Source organism: Halorubrum sp. SP9 (assembly GCF_005435015.1).
Classification (GTDB): Archaea; Halobacteriota; Halobacteria; order Halobacteriales; family Haloferacaceae; genus Halorubrum; species Halorubrum sodomense.
This window is the reverse complement of record NZ_SGXU01000015.1, coordinates 40,067-57,011: the sequence shown is the minus strand read 5'-3', so window position 1 is coordinate 57,011 and position 16,945 is coordinate 40,067. Positions and strand designations below refer to the sequence as shown.

General features: G+C 64.9%; 12 protein-coding genes and 1 tRNA gene. 5 read left to right on the top strand and 8 right to left on the bottom strand.

The genetic code is table 11. The features are described 5' to 3' along the window. The first annotated feature begins 4 nt into the window (after window positions 1-4). Window positions 5-280, top strand: a complete 276-nt coding sequence (locus EXE45_RS10455; RefSeq protein WP_092919510.1) for a hypothetical protein — start codon at window positions 5-7, stop codon at window positions 278-280. A 140-nt stretch (window positions 281-420) separates the two neighbouring features. On the opposite strand, the gene EXE45_RS10450 is transcribed toward EXE45_RS10455, so the two are convergent. The 8 genes from EXE45_RS10450 to EXE45_RS10415 all read right to left on the bottom strand — a co-directional run bounded on the left by EXE45_RS10450 (window position 421) and on the right by EXE45_RS10415 (window position 11,767). Beyond that, the gene (locus tag EXE45_RS10450) at window positions 421-1,560 is read right to left on the bottom strand and encodes an aminopeptidase (RefSeq protein WP_137694292.1); all 1,140 of its coding nucleotides are present in this window, start codon (window positions 1,558-1,560) and stop codon (window positions 421-423) included. A 67-nt stretch (window positions 1,561-1,627) separates the two neighbouring features. Further along, on the bottom strand, window positions 1,628-2,440 hold the full coding sequence (locus EXE45_RS10445; RefSeq protein ID WP_137694291.1) for a hypothetical protein: 813 nt from the start codon (window positions 2,438-2,440) through the stop codon (window positions 1,628-1,630). A 94-nt stretch (window positions 2,441-2,534) separates the two neighbouring features. Continuing rightward, window positions 2,535-3,011: a hypothetical protein gene (locus EXE45_RS10440; protein WP_137694290.1), complete on the bottom strand. Its 477-nt coding sequence runs from the start codon at window positions 3,009-3,011 to the stop codon at window positions 2,535-2,537. A gap of 55 nt (window positions 3,012-3,066) precedes the next feature. Further along, window positions 3,067-4,866 carry an oligoendopeptidase F gene (gene pepF, locus EXE45_RS10435; protein WP_092919524.1) on the bottom strand — a complete coding sequence of 600 codons (1,800 nt, stop codon included), beginning with the start codon at window positions 4,864-4,866 and terminating at the stop codon, window positions 3,067-3,069. 90 nt (window positions 4,867-4,956) lie between these two features. Next, the gene (gene rimI, locus EXE45_RS10430) at window positions 4,957-5,463 is read right to left on the bottom strand and encodes a ribosomal protein S18-alanine N-acetyltransferase (RefSeq protein WP_092919526.1); all 507 of its coding nucleotides are present in this window, start codon (window positions 5,461-5,463) and stop codon (window positions 4,957-4,959) included. A 92-nt stretch (window positions 5,464-5,555) separates the two neighbouring features. Next, window positions 5,556-7,259, bottom strand: coding sequence for a PAS domain-containing sensor histidine kinase (locus EXE45_RS10425; RefSeq protein WP_137694289.1), 1,704 nt, complete (start codon window positions 7,257-7,259; stop codon window positions 5,556-5,558). Window positions 7,260-7,469: 210 nt separating this feature from the next. Continuing rightward, the gene (locus EXE45_RS10420; RefSeq protein WP_137694288.1) at window positions 7,470-8,222 is read right to left on the bottom strand and encodes a TrmB family transcriptional regulator; all 753 of its coding nucleotides are present in this window, start codon (window positions 8,220-8,222) and stop codon (window positions 7,470-7,472) included. Beyond that, complete coding sequence (locus EXE45_RS10415; RefSeq protein WP_137694287.1) at window positions 8,222-11,767, bottom strand: MMPL family transporter; 3,546 nt, start codon at window positions 11,765-11,767, stop codon at window positions 8,222-8,224. Before EXE45_RS10415 ends, EXE45_RS10420 begins: the two co-directional genes overlap by 1 nt. Before the next feature lie 288 nt (window positions 11,768-12,055). Here EXE45_RS10415 and EXE45_RS10405 point away from each other — a divergent pair. From EXE45_RS10405 to EXE45_RS10390, 4 genes are all read left to right on the top strand, one after another. Then, window positions 12,056-12,128, top strand: a tRNA-Arg gene (locus EXE45_RS10405). Between the two features lie 380 nt (window positions 12,129-12,508). Further along, window positions 12,509-14,713 carry a queuine tRNA-ribosyltransferase tRNA-guanine transglycosylase gene (locus EXE45_RS10400; RefSeq protein ID WP_137694286.1) on the top strand — a complete coding sequence of 735 codons (2,205 nt, stop codon included), beginning with the start codon at window positions 12,509-12,511 and terminating at the stop codon, window positions 14,711-14,713. Further along, on the top strand, window positions 14,710-15,423 hold the full coding sequence (locus tag EXE45_RS10395) for a hypothetical protein (RefSeq protein WP_137694285.1): 714 nt from the start codon (window positions 14,710-14,712) through the stop codon (window positions 15,421-15,423). Before EXE45_RS10400 ends, EXE45_RS10395 begins: the two co-directional genes overlap by 4 nt. A 347-nt stretch (window positions 15,424-15,770) precedes the next feature. Then, window positions 15,771-16,934, top strand: a complete 1,164-nt coding sequence (locus EXE45_RS10390) for a homing endonuclease associated repeat-containing protein (protein WP_137694284.1) — start codon at window positions 15,771-15,773, stop codon at window positions 16,932-16,934. The last annotated feature ends 11 nt before the right edge of the window (window positions 16,935-16,945 follow it).

Genomic DNA, 16,945 nt, shown 5'->3' with positions numbered 1-16,945 from the left:
ACCGATGCCCTCCAACAAAGCGACAGCCGCGGCCCCGATAGCAACTGGCGTCCTTCTCGCCGGGACGGCTACACGAGGAGTCGCACAGCACGGACTGGAACTCTGGACGACGCTGGCGCTCGCCGGTGGCCTCTCCGCGGTTGCTGTCGGCCTCGGTGTTCTGACCGGTCGTGGGTTCGACTCCGACGACCGCGACGGACACCACGACCGGACGACAGTCGCGCTCGTCGGCCTCGCACTGACGAGTCTCGCCGTCGGGGCGGGGATTGCGCTGGCGTAGGCGACGCCAACCGACCCGCGTTACGTCCGATACGCGCTCACCGTCTACATTCAGCACGCCTCCAAGAGCATATCACGAGTTGAGAATTCCAACGGAGCCGACAGTCTCCCCTTCTCCCACCGAGTTATCGTCCTCCCGACTTACTCCTCGAACCCCTCCTCCCACCGGAACGTCCCGTTCCGCTGGACGACCTCGCCGTCGACCTCCATCCGGGAACGCTCGCTCACGTCGGAGATCATGTCGACGTGGACCGCGCTGTCGTTGCCGGACTCCCCGTCGGGCAGGCAGGCGTCGTAGGCGCGGCCGACCGCGAGGTGGACGGTGTCGCCCATTTTCTCGTCGAAGAGTATCGAGTCGGTGAACCGGTCGATACCGCGGTTCATCCCGATCCCCAGCTCCCCCAGCCGCCGGGCGCCCTCGTCGGTGTCGAGGATCTCCGCGAGCGCGTCCTCGCCGGCCTCCGCCGAGAAGTCGACGACCTCGCCGCCCTCGAAGACGAGGTGGACGTTCCGAACGCGGGTCGCGTCGATGGTCATCGGCACGTCGAAGAACGCCTCGCCCTCGGTGTCGTACGGCGCGGTGAACACCTCGCCCGAGGGGAGGTTGTGGGAGTCGTACGCGACGGAGGCCGCGGAGTTCACCGCGGTGCGGTCCGCGATCGACATCGCCACGTCGGTGTCGGGCGCGCCGTCGCGCTCGGTGACGATCCGGACCTCCTCGCCCGCGTCGAGGATCTCCTTCATCTGCGCCATCTCCTCCGCGAGCGACTCCCAGTCGCGGAGGACCGCGTCGTAGACGAACTCCTGATACTCCTCGTAGGCCATCCCCGCCTGCTGGGCGAGGGAGCGGGTCGGGTGGACCGTCGACACCCAGTCGGTGTCCATCCGCGCCTCGCGGACGCCCTTGCGGGCCTTCGCGTACGCCTGCCGCGTGGGGCGGTCGACGTCCGCGGTCGCGGTGGTGTTGCGCCCGCCCCCGATCCGGAGGTAGGCGTCGGCCGCCTCGAACAGCGCGCGCTCGACCGCGGGGTCCGCGTCGAAGTCGTCGGCCTCGACGTCGCCCTCCGTTCCGGCCTCGACGCCCTTCAGGTAGGCGCGGGAGACCTCGCTCGACCCGTACAGGGTCGTGACGTTCGCCCCGCGCTCGCCGAGCGCCTCGGCGACCGCGACGCCCAACTCGTGGGCGTCCTCCGCGACGCTGACGACCACGTCGTCGCCGGCCTCGACCCGCGCGCTCCAGTCGACGAGCACTTCGGCGTGCTCGCGTACGCGTTCGTCCATTATCCGGTGTGTGGCGGGGGAGCGGTAAATCGGTGCCGGGACGGTCGAACCGGTCACCCCCGGCCGGTCAGATCAACACCTCGGCGTCGGTGAGGAGGGTTCGTTTCGCTCGTTTCGCCTCCGACCCCTCCGAGACGATGCTTGGCGTCGTGGCCGGCTCGTCGAATCGGTCCGGGTCCGGAGTGCGGGAGTCGAGTAGCTCCGCGAACGTCGGTCCCTGTCGTCCGGTGAGATGGATGAACCCGCCGTAACGCCGCCGCTCGATCGGCGTCGTGTCCGGGTCCGGGAACGCCTCGCGAATACAGCCGACCCTCTCGCGGAGATACTCCGCGGCCTCATGCTGGGAGTACTGGCTGTCCGCGTAGTACTGTTCCCGACCGCGATCCGTGAGGTCCGCGTCCGCGAGCGCGGCGGACTCGTACCGAACCGCGTCCGCGCCGATCTCACCGCTGAGGAAACTGAGGTTCACCGTGAAACTGTTGGGGTACCGCAGGATCAACAGAAAGAAGATCTGGTCGTCGACGGTGTAGCGCTCCTGTAAGCGGTAGTAACACTCCAGGTAGTACGCCGCGAGCGCCCCGATCCAGTCGTCGCGTTCCCCGTCGAGGTAGGCGGTCGCGACGTCGTAGTACTCCTCGCCGGCGACCTGCTGGAGGCGGTGCTCGAAGCTCCGTCGCATCTCCTTTAGCTCGTCCTCGTACACCTCCGTCAGCGGGACGTCCGGATCGTCGAGCAGCCGGCTCTTTCGCTCGCCGGCGTCCGCGCTCCGGCTCATATTCTCGTGGAGGTCCCGCTCCGCCTCCGCATCGGGGAGGGGAATTCGGACCGCCTGTCGGCGCAGCATGTCCGCTCCGTCGTCCACCCGGTCGTGCCACTCCATGCCGTCGCCATCGGGACAGGGAGGTATTAAAATCGGCCGGTGGCCGGCGTCGCGTCCCGGTCGAGCGGGCGATCGCACCTTCCCACCGCGGTCGTCACCCGGTGTCTCGGTGGACGGCCGCGAAGAGCCCGATCGCGAGCAGCGCGACGCCGACGAGCCCGCTGCCGAGCCTCGCCAGCCCGGCCGCCGGGGTCCGGTCCAGCCGGTCGCGCGAGTAGCTTCCGAGGACCCTGTACGACTCCCCGTCGACGCGCAGGTCGTCGAGGCCGGCGAGCCGGTCCGCACAGTTCGCGTCGCCGAGGGCCCACTCTCCGGAGGTCGAGGCGCGTTCGAACAGGAGGTCGATCGATCCGGGCGCGACCCGATACCCGCGGATCGAGACGGTGCGGCCGTCCGCGAGCGCGACCGCGGCGTCGGCGCACCGCGCGGGGAGGTCGCTGGCGTTCACGGCCGAGTGCTGGTCGAGCCCCGCGCCCGCCCGAAACGTCGCCTCCCAGCCGACGACGCTCACGTCCGCGATCAGGACGAGCAGGAGGAGGGCGCCCGGGACGGCGAGGAGCCTGCGGTCCATCGCGCCGGGCGGATAGCCCCGAGCGAACTATATGCTTTGTGTGGGCCGGGGGCCGTCACTCCAGGTCGAGCAGCGCCGCGATCTCGTCGAGGTAGTCGTCGTAGATCCCGACGGCGGACTCGATCGGGTCGGGCGAGGCCATGTCGATGCCGGCGAGTTCGACCACGTCGAGCGGGTATTCCGAGCCGCCCGCCTTCAGCATCTCGCGGTAGTCGGCGGCGGCGTCTTCCCCCTCGTCGAGGATCCGCTCGACGATGGCGGCCGCGGCGGAGATGCCGGTCGCGTACTGGTAGACGTAGAAGTCATAATAGAAATGAGGAATACGCTGCCACTCGCGCTCGATGCCGCCCGTCAGCTCGACGGGCGCGTAGTAGTCGCCCTTCAGGTCGCCGTACATCTCGTCGAACGCGTCGGGGGTGAGCGCGTCACCCGCCTCCACGCGCTCGTGGATCTCCTGTTCGAACGTCGCGAACATCGTCTGGCGGAAGAGGGTGGAGCGGAAGCGTTCGAGGTACTCGTCGAGCACGTGGGTGCGGAGCTCGTCGTCCTCGACGGTGTCGAGCAGGTGGTGGGTGAGCAGCGTCTCGTTGACGGTGGAGGCGATCTCCGCGACGAAGATCTCGTAGCTGGCGTCGTGCCACGGCTGCGCGTCGCCGGCCAGCTCCGAGTGCATCGAGTGGCCGAGCTCGTGGGCCAGCGTGTACATCGAGGCGATGTCGTCCTGGTAGTTCATCATGATGTACGGCTGGGTGTCGTACGTGCCGGAGGAGAACGCGCCCGAGCGCTTCCCGCGGTTCTCGTACACGTCGACCCACCGCGAGTCGAGCCCCTCGGCCAGCCGCTCCTGGTAGGCGTCGCCCAGCGGCGCGACCGCCTCGATCACCCACTCGCGGGCCTGCTCGTACTCCACGTCGGGCCCCTGGTCGCCCGTCAGCGACATGTAGAGGTCGTGGCTCCGGAGCTGGTCGACGCCGAGCGCCGCCTCCTTCAGCTCGGCGTGCCGGTGGAGCACGTCGAGGTTGTCGTCGACCGACTCGACGAGCGTGTCGTACACCTCGACGGGGACGTTCGAGTCGTCGAGGGCGGCGGCGCGCGCGGAGTCGTAGTCGCGGATCTCGGCGCTCGTGACGTGCTCGCGGACGGCCTTCTCCAGCGACGTGCCGACCGTGTTGCGCACGTCCGCCCACTCGTCGTAGAACGTCTCGTGGACGCGCTCGCGGAACTCGCGGTCCGGGTTCGTCTGGAGCTTCGTGAAGTTCGCCTGCGTGATCTCCACGTCCTCGCCGTCGGGGTCCTCGACGACGCCGTAGGTCATGTCGGCGTTCGTCAGCATCGAGTAGATCTCGCTCGGCGCGTCGGTGACCTCCGAGAGGTCCGCCAGCACCTCCTCGACCTCGCTCGACCGCGTGTGCGGCTTCTTCCGGAGGACGTCGTCGAGATAGTGCTCGTACTCGGCGAGGGCCGGCTCGTCGTCGACGAGGGCCGCGACGTCGGACTCCGTGAGCGACTGGATCTCCGGTTCGAGGTAGGATATCGCGCTCGACGCCTCGGAGCCCAGCGACGACGCCTTCGCGGACATCGCCTGGTACTCCTGGTTTCGCGTGTCCTCCGCGCTGCGCAGGCGAGCGTAGGTCATCACCTGCCGGAGCTCGCGGAAGATCTCCTCGCGCAGTTCGAGCAGTTCGAGGAGCGTGGCGGCGCCCTCGACCGCGCGCCCCTCGTAGGCGGCCAGCTCGTCGATCCGGTCGGATACCTCCTCGTAGGCCGACTCCCACGCCTCGTCGTCGGCGTAGATGCCGTCGAGGTCCCACTTGTACTCGGCGTCGATCTCGGACCGCTCGGGAACCGAACTCATACCCTTCGGGTCGGCCTCCCCCACACTAAGCCTTGGCAAACCCCGCGCGGCGGGCCGATATGCGTGAGAACGGGCGCCACTCGCGGCGTGTCAACGTGGCTCATCGCTTCCGTGGCCGCCCCCGTCCTCCCCCTCGGCCCAGGCCGCGAGGTCGACGACGAGCACGAGCGCGTCCTCGCCGTCGCGGTAGTAGCCGCCCACCCGCCGGATCGGCTCGAACCCCTCGTCGGCGTACAGCGACCGGGCGGGGTCGTTCCCCTCGCGCACTTCCAGCCGAGCGACCGCCACGCCGGTCGCACGGAGCCGGACCAGCGCCGACCGGAGGAGGGTCCGACCGATCCCCTCGCCGCGGGCGTCGGGGTGGACGGCCAGGTCCTTGATATGGCCGATGTCGTGCCCGTGGTTCGGCGTCCGGTCGCCGATCACGAACCCCACGACTGCTCCCGCCCGCTCCGCCACGAGGAACGCCGGCTCGTCCAGCAGCCGCTCGAAGGCGTCGCGCGGCCACGGGTCCGAGAAGCAGGCCCGCTCGATCCGGACCACCGCGAGGAGATCGGCGGGGTCGGCCCCTCGGACCGTCACGTCGGCGGCGCTCACGGGTCGGCTTGCGGCCCGCGGGGAATAAACGCGCCGGGTCGACGGGGGTGACAGCGGCGACGGGAGCCGCAGCGGCGACGCGCCGCCCCCCCTCACGCGTCGATCCAGGGCTCCTCCGGGTCGGCGTCCGCCGGATCGGGGGCGCACACCTCGAAACACGCGCCGTCCGGGAGTCGGAGCCGCCGTCCGTCGGGGAGATTCACGGGGCTGTCCGCGGGCGCTCGAAGTTCGACGGTCCACCCGTGCGACTCGACGACCTCGCGGACGATGTCGAGGCCGTATCCCGTCCCGTCGGCTCGGGTGGTAAAGCCGGAGTCGAACACCGACTCCCGGTCGTCGGGGTCGATCCCGATCCCGTCGTCGGCGACGAGGAACCCCCTCTCGGTCGCCGTCACGAGGACGGTGAGCGCGTCGTCTGCCCCGTCGCTCTCGTCGCCGTTGCGGGTTTCGCCGCCGCCGACTCCCTCGTCCGTCGACGCGCCCGGCTTCGCGTGTTCGGTCGCGTTACGGAACAGGTTCTCGAGGGCTTGTCGCGTTCGGCCACGGTCCCCGTACATCCGCGCGTCCCGAGCCACGACCAACTGCGCGTCCCCGTCGTCCCCGGCGGCGGTCTCCCAGGCGTCTCGGGCGACGCTCGCGAGCGCGAACTCCGCGGGCTCGTCCATCCCGGTCCCCTGTCGCGCGAGGGTGAGCAGCTCCGAGACGAGCCGGTCGATCCGGTCGACGGCGCGCTCGCCGCGTTCGAGGGGACCCGTCTCGCCGCGCAGCCGCGCCATCTCCATCGAGCCGCGGATCACGGACAGCGGGTTCCGCAGGTCGTGTGAGACGATGCTCGCGAAGCGATCGAGCCGCTCGTTGCGGTCGGTGAGCCGCCGCTCGCGCGCCTTCCGCGCGCTGACGTCCCGGGAGTTGACCAGCAGCTCGCCGACGGGGCTGTCGGCCGGCAGCGAGCGGGTCCGCGACTCCAGCCAGACCCAGCCGCCGTCGGCGGTGCGGTAGCGGTACTCCAGCGTCGGCGCCGCGTCGGGCTCGTTGAGCGCTCGGTAGAACCGCTCGGTCACGCGCTCCCGGTCGTCCGGGTGGACGTAGCCGAGCGGTGAGCGCCCGACCGTCGACCCCTGCTCGTAGCCGAGCACCTCCGCGACGGAGGGGCTCTCGTAGACGACCACGCCGTCGCCGTCGACGACGGTGACGAGATCGCTACCGTACTCCAGGAAGGCGCGGTAGCGCTCCGGGAAGGTGCGGTCGACGTCGACGCGCCGGACCGTGACGATCCGCCCGCCGAACTCCGGGGCGAGCTCCTCGTCGACGACCGACTCGACCCACGCGTACCCCCCGCTCGCGCGACGGATCCGGTGGGTGACCGTTCGGCTCGTGGCGACCGCCGACAGCGCGTCGGCCACCGGCTCTCGGTCGCTCGGATGGACGCGGTCGAGGAGGTCGCTCCCGACGAGCGCGTCGCGCTCGACGCCGACGACGTCCGGGGCGGACGGCCCGGCGAACAGCACCTCGCCGTCCACGGCGACGGCGAGGAGGAAGCGGTCGGCCTCGGGAGGACGCGGCTCGCCCTTCGCGGGCGTCGCGTCGAGGGGTCCCGACGCCGGCTCGGTTTCGGCCGAGGAACCCGGGGATCGACCGAGGTCGGCGCGATGCTCCGAACGGACCGATCGGTCCCCGGTATCGACGGGCGCGTCGACCGCGGCTCGATCGTCGGCTTCGGGGGCACCGGTATCGGCGGCGCCGCCCTCGTCGGCGCCGCGGACCGGCGTCGACGTGTCGGATGGACGGAGGGTCACGGTCGGCTCTGTCGACCGTACGGACGCCAGGAGATAAAACCGTCCCCGGACGGAATCAACAGCGATAATTCGCGGTCAAGCGATCGCCGTATCCGGGGTCGGGCGCGGCTGTCACGTTCTCTCGGCTTCTCACATCTCGTGAGACCGTCCCCTCGTGAGACACTCCCCTCGTGAGACACTCCCCTCGTGAGACACTCCCCTCGCGGGAGATCACTCCGAGACGAACGCCTGCCGGATCACCGCCGCCAGCACGCGTGCGAAGCCGGTCCCCTCGCTCCAGAACGCCGACTCGTCGGCGACGGTCGGCATCTCCTCGGTCGGCTGTACGCTCAACAGCACCGTGTCGCCGTCGACCAGCAGCACGCGTCCGACGCTGAGCTCCGGCGCCGCGTCCTCCACGTCGACGGCCGAGAGCCCGGCCTCGACGGCGGCCTCGCGCACGGCCGCGTCGGCGCTGGCGACGGTCACGCCGACGCCATCGTTCGCGGCCTCGACGAGCGCGTCGGCCACGTCGCCGTTCAAAAGCGCCGGGACGCTGGTCGCGAACAGCACCTGCCGCTCGGCGTCCGCGACCAGCGAGGTGATCCGGGCGGCCACGTTCTCTCGGCCCTCCGTGGTCCAGATTGCCTCGCGGTCGTCGGAGGGGGCGTGTTGTCCTCGGACGGTCTCGAGGTGATCGAAGGCCTCGTCGGTGGTCGACCGCAGCCGGTCGTACAGCAGGTCGCGGGCCTCGTCGACCGGGACCGCGCGGTAGCGCGTGGGCGATCCGTCCTGTACGTCGATCAGCCCCAGCTCCTCCAGTTCGTCGGTCGCGCCGTACACCTGCGATCGCGGCACCTCCGTCACCTGTGCGACCTCGCCCGCGCTGGCGACGCCGATCTTCTGGAGGCCGACGAACGTCCGGGCCGCGTACGCCGACAGCCCGAGTTCCGTCAACGCGTCCGCCGCGTCGGCGTCGTTCATCACTCTCTCCCGCGGGTCCAGGCCTGGTTGATCCGGCTGAGTTGCGCCTCGGTGAGCTCCCCGCGCTCGAAGCCGTCGTAGGCGTCCGCGAGGTCCGCCGCCGACACCGAGCCCGAAGCGGTGACGCGCTCGAACACGTCGGAGACGACCGCCACCTCGTACTCGCCGTCGGTCTTGGAGGGCTCGCCGTCGACGGAGACCGCACCGTCGAACGCGATCGTCTCGCCGTCCGTGACGTTTCCGGGCACCGTCGTCGTGTACCGGAGCGTCGGGTTCTCCCCCTCGAGCGCGACCGAGAGCACGCCGTCGGCCTCGACGTGTCGAACCGGTTCCGGGGTCGCGGACTCGACGGTGGGGGTCCCGTCCACGCGCTCGTACACGACCGCACGGCCGTCGACGCCCTCGGTCTCGATAGTCACCGTGACCGTACCGTCCGGGCCGACGACCGAGCGATCGAAGCGGCGTTCGGCGCGGGGGCCGACAACCGCGCCCTCTGGCGCACTGCGTGGCGCGCCGTCGACCGTACCGCCGGGCGCGCTGTCGGATGCGCCAGCCGGACCCTCGTCGCCGCCGTCCTCACCGTCGGTCGGCTCGGGGAACACGCCGTCCGGACCGACGAACCGCGTCCAGACCGCGAGCAGCGACGGCAACACCAACACGCTCGCGAGGAACGCGTAGACGATCGTCAGCCCCGTGATCTGGCCGAACTGCTGGAGCGGCGGCAGGATCGCGAACACCAGCACGCCGAAGCCGCCGACCGTCGTGGCGGCCGACCCCAGCAGCGCGCCGCCGGTGCCGGTGACCGCTCGCTCCATCGCGGTCCATATCTCGCCGGTGCGCTCCAGCTCCTGGTTGTACCGCTCGGAGAGGTGGATGCTGTAGGCCACCCCCAGCCCGACGGTGAGGCTGGTGATCATCCCCGTGATCACGTTGAACGGGATGTCGAGCAGATACATCGTCCCGAGGATCCACGTCACGCTGAACCCGACCGGGAGCAGCGTCACCGCACCCAGACTCGCGCTCCCCTCGGTGATCCGGTAGGCGATCATCAGGAAGACGAACGTCGCGACGAGCGTGATGACCAGGCTCTCGACGACGGTCTCGAGCAGCTGGTCTTGGACGATCGTGTTCAGGACCGCACCGCCGGTCGCGGTGGCCCGCAGCCCTTCGCCGTCGACCTCGTCGGCCACGTCGCGCATCGCCTCGGTCACCGCGTCGCCGCTCGCCCCGCCCTGTACGGAGATGGTGATCTGCGCCGCGGTGTACTCGCCGTCGTCGCGGTCGATGACCTCCGAGGCGCCGTCGGGCGCCACCTCGAACAGCTCGTCGTACAGCGCCTCGAGGTTACGGTCGGGGACGCCGTCGTCGTTCGCGTCCGCGGCGGCGAACCGCTCGGCGAAGGCGTCGTTCCGCTCGGCGACCGACTCCATCACCGATAGCGGGCTCCGAATCCGCGGTTCCCCGTTCGAGAGCGTCTGTGTCACGTTCTCCTTATCGACGGCGGTCGCCTCGGCGGCGGCGATCCGCCGGAGCACGTCGTCGTCTGTGAGATCACCCCCGTCGGGGCGTATCAGGATCTGCGCCTGCGAGTCCTGTCGCAGGAAGTTGTCGTTGACGTACTCGAGGTTGGCCTTCGCGGTGTAGTCCCCGGGCGCGAACGGCTCGGGGAGTTCCTTCATCCAGTCGGCGGGGTCCTCCGCGATGAAGTCCGACTGCTCGAAGGAGGTGTCGACCTGCGTCGCGCCGTAGCCACCGGCCACGCTGAGCACCAGCGCGAACACGATCACGAGGTAGGGACCCTTCCGTGCGGCGATCGCGCCGACGGAGAGCACCGACGAGAACGCGCCGCCGCCGGTGCCGAACGCTCGCTTTCGCCGATCGATCCCGCGGGATTCGAGCAGGTCGTCGACTTCGACCTTCATCGCCGGGATCAGCAGGCCGAACACCAGCAGCGCCGCGGTGATCCCCGCGGAGCTGACGATCCCGAACTCCCTGATCGGCGGCACGGGGCTGGTGAGGTTCGAGAGGAATCCGATCACGGTGGTCGCCGTGACGTAGAGCAGCGCGATCCCGACGCCGACGAGTGCGGTCCGCATCGAGCCACGCGGCCCGTCCCCGCCGCCGTTGGCGCGCTCCTCGCGGTGGCGCATGAAGATGTGTATCGCGTAGTCGATGCTCAGCCCGATCAACAGCACCGGGACGGCGATGAAGATCTGGTTGAACGCGATGTCCGTCCAGCCCATGAAGCCGAACGTCCACGCGAGTACGGCACCGATGCCGAACAGCCCCAGCAGGATGTCGAGCACGTCGCGGTAGGCGACCGCGAGCGCGATCAGCACGAACAGGACCGCCAGCGGCCCGACGATCAGCAGGCTGTCCGTCATCGAACTGGTGATCTCGTGGCTGATGACCCCCGCGCCGAACACGAGGTACTCGCCGCCGCCGGCCCGTTCTCCCAGCGTCTGCATCGCCAGCTGGGCGTCGATCACGTCCTCGCCGGCGGCGCCGGTGGCCGCGGCGCCCTCGCCCTCCATCGTCACGATCAGCATCGTCGCGTTGGCCTCGGTCGTGCCGGGGTCGTAGCTGGTCGGCATCAGGGCGAACGGTCCGAGTCCGTCGCCGCCGTTCCCGCCGGCGTCCTCGCCCAGCACGGTTCGTACGGTGTCGTGGATAGCCGACTCGTTCATCGAGCGGAGCTGCTCCCGTTGCTCCTCGATGGTCGCGTTCGAGGCGTTCTCGTACTGCCGGCGTTCGGTCGCGAGTTCGTCGTCGAGCTCCCGGAGGCGGTCCACGTCCTCTCGAAGCGCCGCCGAACGGTCCCGCAAGGCGGCGTACTGATCCTCGAGCACGCCTCGCGTGCCGAGCCGGTAAGCCTCCCGCGTCTCGGCCTCGGTGGACGCGTTCCGGAGCCGCTCGGCGGCGCGCTCGAACGTCGCGGCGTCCTCCTCGTCGAGTTCGACGCTCGTGTTCGCACGCACGCCGGCGAATTCGGCCCCGACGCTCGCGTCGGGGTTCCCTCGGAGCGTCGTCAGCGCGTCACGGAGCAGCCCCGCGGTCCGGCTCAGCGTCTCGTTGCGTTCCCGGATCGCCGCCCGCTCCTCGCTGACGCTCTCGTTGAGCGCCCGCAGTTCGGCGGCGGTCCGCTGGACGTCTTCGCCCTCCTCGGCTGTGATCGCCGCGGTCGCGACGACGTTCGCGATGCTCGTGGTGGACCCGTTTCCGGACAGCGTCGCGTTGACGGTCTCGTTTTCCCGGAGCGTCTGCTGGTACTCCAGCATCCCCACGAGCGACGCCTCGTCGAACACGTCCTCGTCGCGCTGTATCACCTGCGCGGTCGTGGTGTTTTCCTCGCCGGTCGAGAAGTTCTCCTGGATGTACTCGAGCGCATCGCTCTCCGGCGAGTCGGTCTGGAACTGGTCGAGCGAAGAGGTCTGCTCGACCATCACCGCCCCGCTTCCGATGGCGACGGTCAGCACCAACATCACCGCGATCACCACGCGGCTGTGGTCCATCACGGCGTCGACGACGGTGTCGACTCCCCTCATCCGTACCTCTGTTCGTCCGCCACACGGTGGCCAGTCATCTGTCTGTACTTTCGTACTAACAGCTGCGGGATAACCGTTCCGTCTCCGTCGACCGATCGTTCAACGTCGGGATCGCAGCCAGTCGGGAGCGCTTCCGCCGGCGGGGCGTTCAGACCCGTCGCTGTGAGTCCAGTCCGTCCCGACGATCCGGCCCCGGACGATGCCTTCGAGCGGCGGACCGACTCGCACTCTCCTGCTGAGAATCCGAGTCAGAAGCGTTAAACGCTCGCCGCGGATACCCGGTCGTGAGGGCGCGTAGCTCAGCGGACAGAGCACTTGGTTCCGGACCAAGATGCCGCGGGTTCAAATCCCGTCGCGCCCGTTCCAATCCATAACGATTCAAATCCGCTGGACGGCGGTACGTTCGTTATAAGGAACGACCGTGATCTGTGAGTGATTTCGTTATGTTACGGAACGCGGGTCAAAGCCTTCCTGCGATTCGCGTACATCCAAACAGAGGTGAGAGGTATTGAATTGGTCGGTTTTGATTCCCACATGGGAATCAATCCGAACTGCTGGTTGAGATCGTTAATTTACTCAGTTGATTGGGGGTATTGAGACGCAGGGAACTATTTGGCGAGTCTGAAATAGACCGAATCCAACTGAAACTAGATCAGGTTCACGCCGAGAACCGGTTCCAGCCCCGAAAAAACAGCTTTCAAATACCGGTCGAGACACGTAACAGTAGGTGACTATCTACGCGTGAGGTTCTACGTGCCGGAATGGGAAGACCGCGTCGACGCTCACTATGACTTTGAGCACGACGAGCACTCATCGCCGCATACAAGCGAACGCGTCCAGCAGTACATCTGGGATATCTTTGATTACGAGAACACACCTATCGACGGCGTCCTTATCTCCCGCGAGCAGGTTGAGGACAGTCGTACAAAGTTCGAGCGCCTCATCGACCATGGAGTCTACCACGAAGCATCTGGTCTGAACATCCCCAACTGGCTGCCGACGATCAGTGACTGCGGGGCTTGGGGCTACAAACAACTTCCATTTCCGCCTTACGACAACGATGGAATGTTGGAATTCTACGAGCAACTTGGCGTCACGGTCGGCGTGACTATTGACCACCTTGTCCTAGGGACTGGTCATCAGGAACGACTCTACCTCGACGAGCGTGCGATGCCCGATGGATTCTCCACGGACGATCTTCCTGAGGACCTAACAGAGGAGCTCGACCTTATGATCGACGAGTGGCCTGACACTTGGCCTGACTACGTAGCCGAGTACGAACCGTCGATCTACGAGGCGGGCGATCCAGATCCGTTCGACCTGTCAATTTTTGATAGATCGGCTCAACGTGTTCTCGCCGACCTCCGGGACGACCCACGGGCGGTCTATCGCGAAGACGACACTGACTTTCGCTACCAGTTGACGCTAAATAACGCCCGCGAAATGCGCGACCTCTACGAAGCAAACGACTACTCGTTTCGTCTTATGGTCGCAATCCAAGGGTGGGATCCCGGATCGTACGCCAACGCAGCACGGAATGTCCTCGGGATGGGCTACAATTACCTCGGTATCGGTGGGGTTGCCGGCAGTAATGTCGATGATGTCCGGAAGACCACCACCGAGCTCGGGACTGTGATTAAGGACTACGAACGTGGGTTTGACACCCGTGTTGACACACACGTCTTTGGGTTCGCAAAGACGGATGCCTTCGAAACGATTGGCCGGACCGGGATGACAAGCTTCGACAGCGCGAGCATGCTGCGGGCTGCTTGGACGGGTGGTGAGAACTACCACCTCGATAGTGAACGCCGCTACGACGCTATCCGCGTCCGGTACCCGTCGAACCGTGATGATCTTGAAGATGCTGTCGAGAAGGCTCTTCGCGGACAAGAGGTACTTCACGGCCTCCGGGCATTTGACGAGAATCGCTCGATCGCAGATGCGCTCGACGAGTGGCTCACGTCGGCCGAGATTGCCCTCGATAGCTTCGAAAATTACCTCCGTGAAAATCGGTTCGACCGACGATTCGATGCTTCTCGGCTCCGTGATATTGAGCAGTCGCTTCGAGAGGACTTCGATCTGGCAGGGGAACTGAAGGCGAGTTTCAGTGACGCGCTTCGGAGCCGCGTCCACAAACTCCTTCGCGAAGATGACTCTGAGGAACCGCTCTCTTTTGAAAGATACGCAAGATTGTTAAAAACAGCGAGCAGCGTATTCGAGGAGTTTGAGTCGATGCAAGCGGAGATTGCACGACGCGAACGGGCGACCGACGATGTTGGGACGTTCAAACAGGTCTGGGCGCTCGTCAAATCGTATGCTGAGTGGATAGGTGATGAGGACCACCTCCAAGCCTACGAGAAGACCCTCCGTAACGAACCGTGGCGAGAGTGTAACTGTCCAATCTGCTCTGAACTCGGCATCGAAGTCGCCATCTTCCGAGGAAACAACCGGAACCGTCGCCGCGGATTCCACAACACCCGGAAGTTCTATGACGAGTTCGAGGAGGAACTACCGAAAATCCTCGTTGCCACCGAGGCCTCAGCTAATTTATCTGGTGCTGACACGATCGAGTCGTACCTCCGTAACAGTGAACCAGAACTCTGGGAGGTTGTTCATGATCTGCCAGTCGCGGAGGTCGGAGTCGTAACCGCGAACGGCGTTCACGAATGGTGGGAGCAACCGCCGTCGACGGTTTCACTCGCCCCATCCAAACTTGGTCAACAGATCGGAACCCATTGTGTCCGCTATCAAGACCTCTTCATGTACTCGACGGATCGCACCCTGTTCGAGGACGTTCGACACGCGGTCGAGACGGAAGATTGTGCTGTTCACGAATATTCTGACGCAAATAAGCTACGAACGGCGATCCTTAATCGACTGGGGTACGACGACCAATTCTTGCCATCACGGCTTGTTCAATCGGGTCTCGCTGAGTTCAGCCAATGAAGATACTTATAATCGACCAGTGCTCGGGATCGAAGAATTACCCTGATGAGAGTCCGGTATTCGATGCCAAGGAGATTGATGCGCAGCCGAGAGAGGAACTGCTTAATCAAGAGGGTGTGGCAAGGTTGCGGGCACGCAATCTATACAAAGGCCGACAGCAAAAGTATATTTCCGCAGCCGTCGGCGCTCTTCGAGAAGCGGGGCATGAAGTGGACCGCTACTTCATCAGCGCAGGGTTCGGTCTCGTGGAAGAGAACGAGGACCTTCCCCCGTACGAAGTTACCTTCAACGAGATGTCTAATGAAGAGCTTCTAGATCGAAGGGCGAATCTCGGGATCCCGCAATCGGTTCAGGAACTCTTGGCCGTGGAGAAACCGTACGACATTGTTTTCTTCGCGCTGGGGAGCAAGTACTATCTGAGCATGGACATTGAAAAGACAATATCCGAAATTCCATCCGGTACTTGGGGTGTGCTTTTCAACCAGGCAGAGGTGGTCAATGGGCGGAAAGATCTCATCTCGATTCCGGCAACAACTGACGAGGCGAAGGAGAACGGGTCGATTGTCGTCGCTCTTAAAGGAACGTATCTGAAGAACTTTGCCAGCCACCTATCTGCCGGGAATACAATCGAGAAGATCTCTGATATCGAGGATTCCTGTACTTCGGAACCCACGGCCCAACTCGACTTCAAGCAGTTCGAAAACTCGTGAACACTAGTAAATAATACAATTATTATAATTGGCTTCGTGTCAGAGCTGGGCCTACTCGGGAGAGTTGCCAAATGGTATGCTGACAACGGCCGTTCTAGATACCTAATGGAACAATCAGCATCGGGTCAATGTCAGGACGGAGCAACTCTCAGAAGAGATTGTAGGGCTTTTCTACATCGTTCACAAGGGAACATCTAAAAACACTGTCTATGGGTATTTGGGTTCTAAACCAAGCAGTAGACACGGGGTATACACCTGGACTTCGTCAGTCAAGTTCTGGAGCGACACCGGTTATCGAGGAGTATTATCCAAACTGACAAGACGCTCTACCATTAGCTACCAAATAGATGGTATCGAGCGAGGAGTTCTACGCACTCTCGCAGGAAGAACAACAGAAACTGGTCGACGAGAGGAGGGTGATCCTCGACCAGAATCCTGTGCGTGAAATCCCTGAGTACGGAGCACCGATTAGAATCCTCGATAAAACGCTCACTACTGCTATCTTCGACCGACTCCAGAACAGTCGATATACTATCTCTGAACTCGCCGACGAAATCGGTGTACGTGACAAGTTTGTTCGGAACGTCATCAACAAACACCGCCACCGACGGTTCGAGAAATTACTTGACGAGTACAGCGCGGTCCTCCGAGCCAAAGCCACTAATGGACCCGCTCTTGTCTACTCGCTCGAATCAATTCCATACTTTGCTCGAGTGATGGATCCGACGCTGAGTTGCTCGCTTTTGCGCTGGAACGATCTACTCGCCGAGCGACTTGACGCCACCGAGCGGATTCCCGCGGGTAAAGTCACGGATATTGATGAGGACTACGCGTGGGTCATTTCGAACTACTGGGATCTCGACCCGGACGACACGTTCGACTTCATCACCGAATTCGACCGCCGGTACGTAGAGACAGCTCTCGGACCTCTCCCTCTTGTTTCAAACGCTGAGAAGTATGAGAGCGTTCGGCGCCGTCTTGGTGAAGCAGAAAACGCCTATGCTCGACGGAAAGGTATTGATGATACTACGCCTCATGAGCAAGTGGATACATTTGCGGGCGAGCATGCTGAAGGAGGAGGGATGGGTTTCTACCAGAGCCTCTCGCTGATCCTTTTTGATCTCTTAGAATACGCTCGTAACGAGGATCTCTCTGTTCAGGATGCGGTTGAGCATCAGCTCGATGTAGTACTGGAGTGGATGGAACCAGAACACAATAATCAAAATGACGTCCCAACTCAGGCGGACAACGAATCAGTATCCGAAGACTCAACAGGATCCTCCGAATTACGACCGACTTCTAATACCGACGACGAGGAGTTCGACTGGAACGAACGAGAACTTCTCATCGACCTAGTTGCGCTGACTCAGGAGTTGGGTAGACTTCCCAATGAGACCGAAATCAACGACAGAACACGGTTCTCTCACAGAGCCTATGTGGAGAAATTCGGGTCGTTGATGGCAGCCTTTCGGAGTGCAGGGATTCTGACCGAAGACGTATCCAATAACTGAGAGCATCCTAG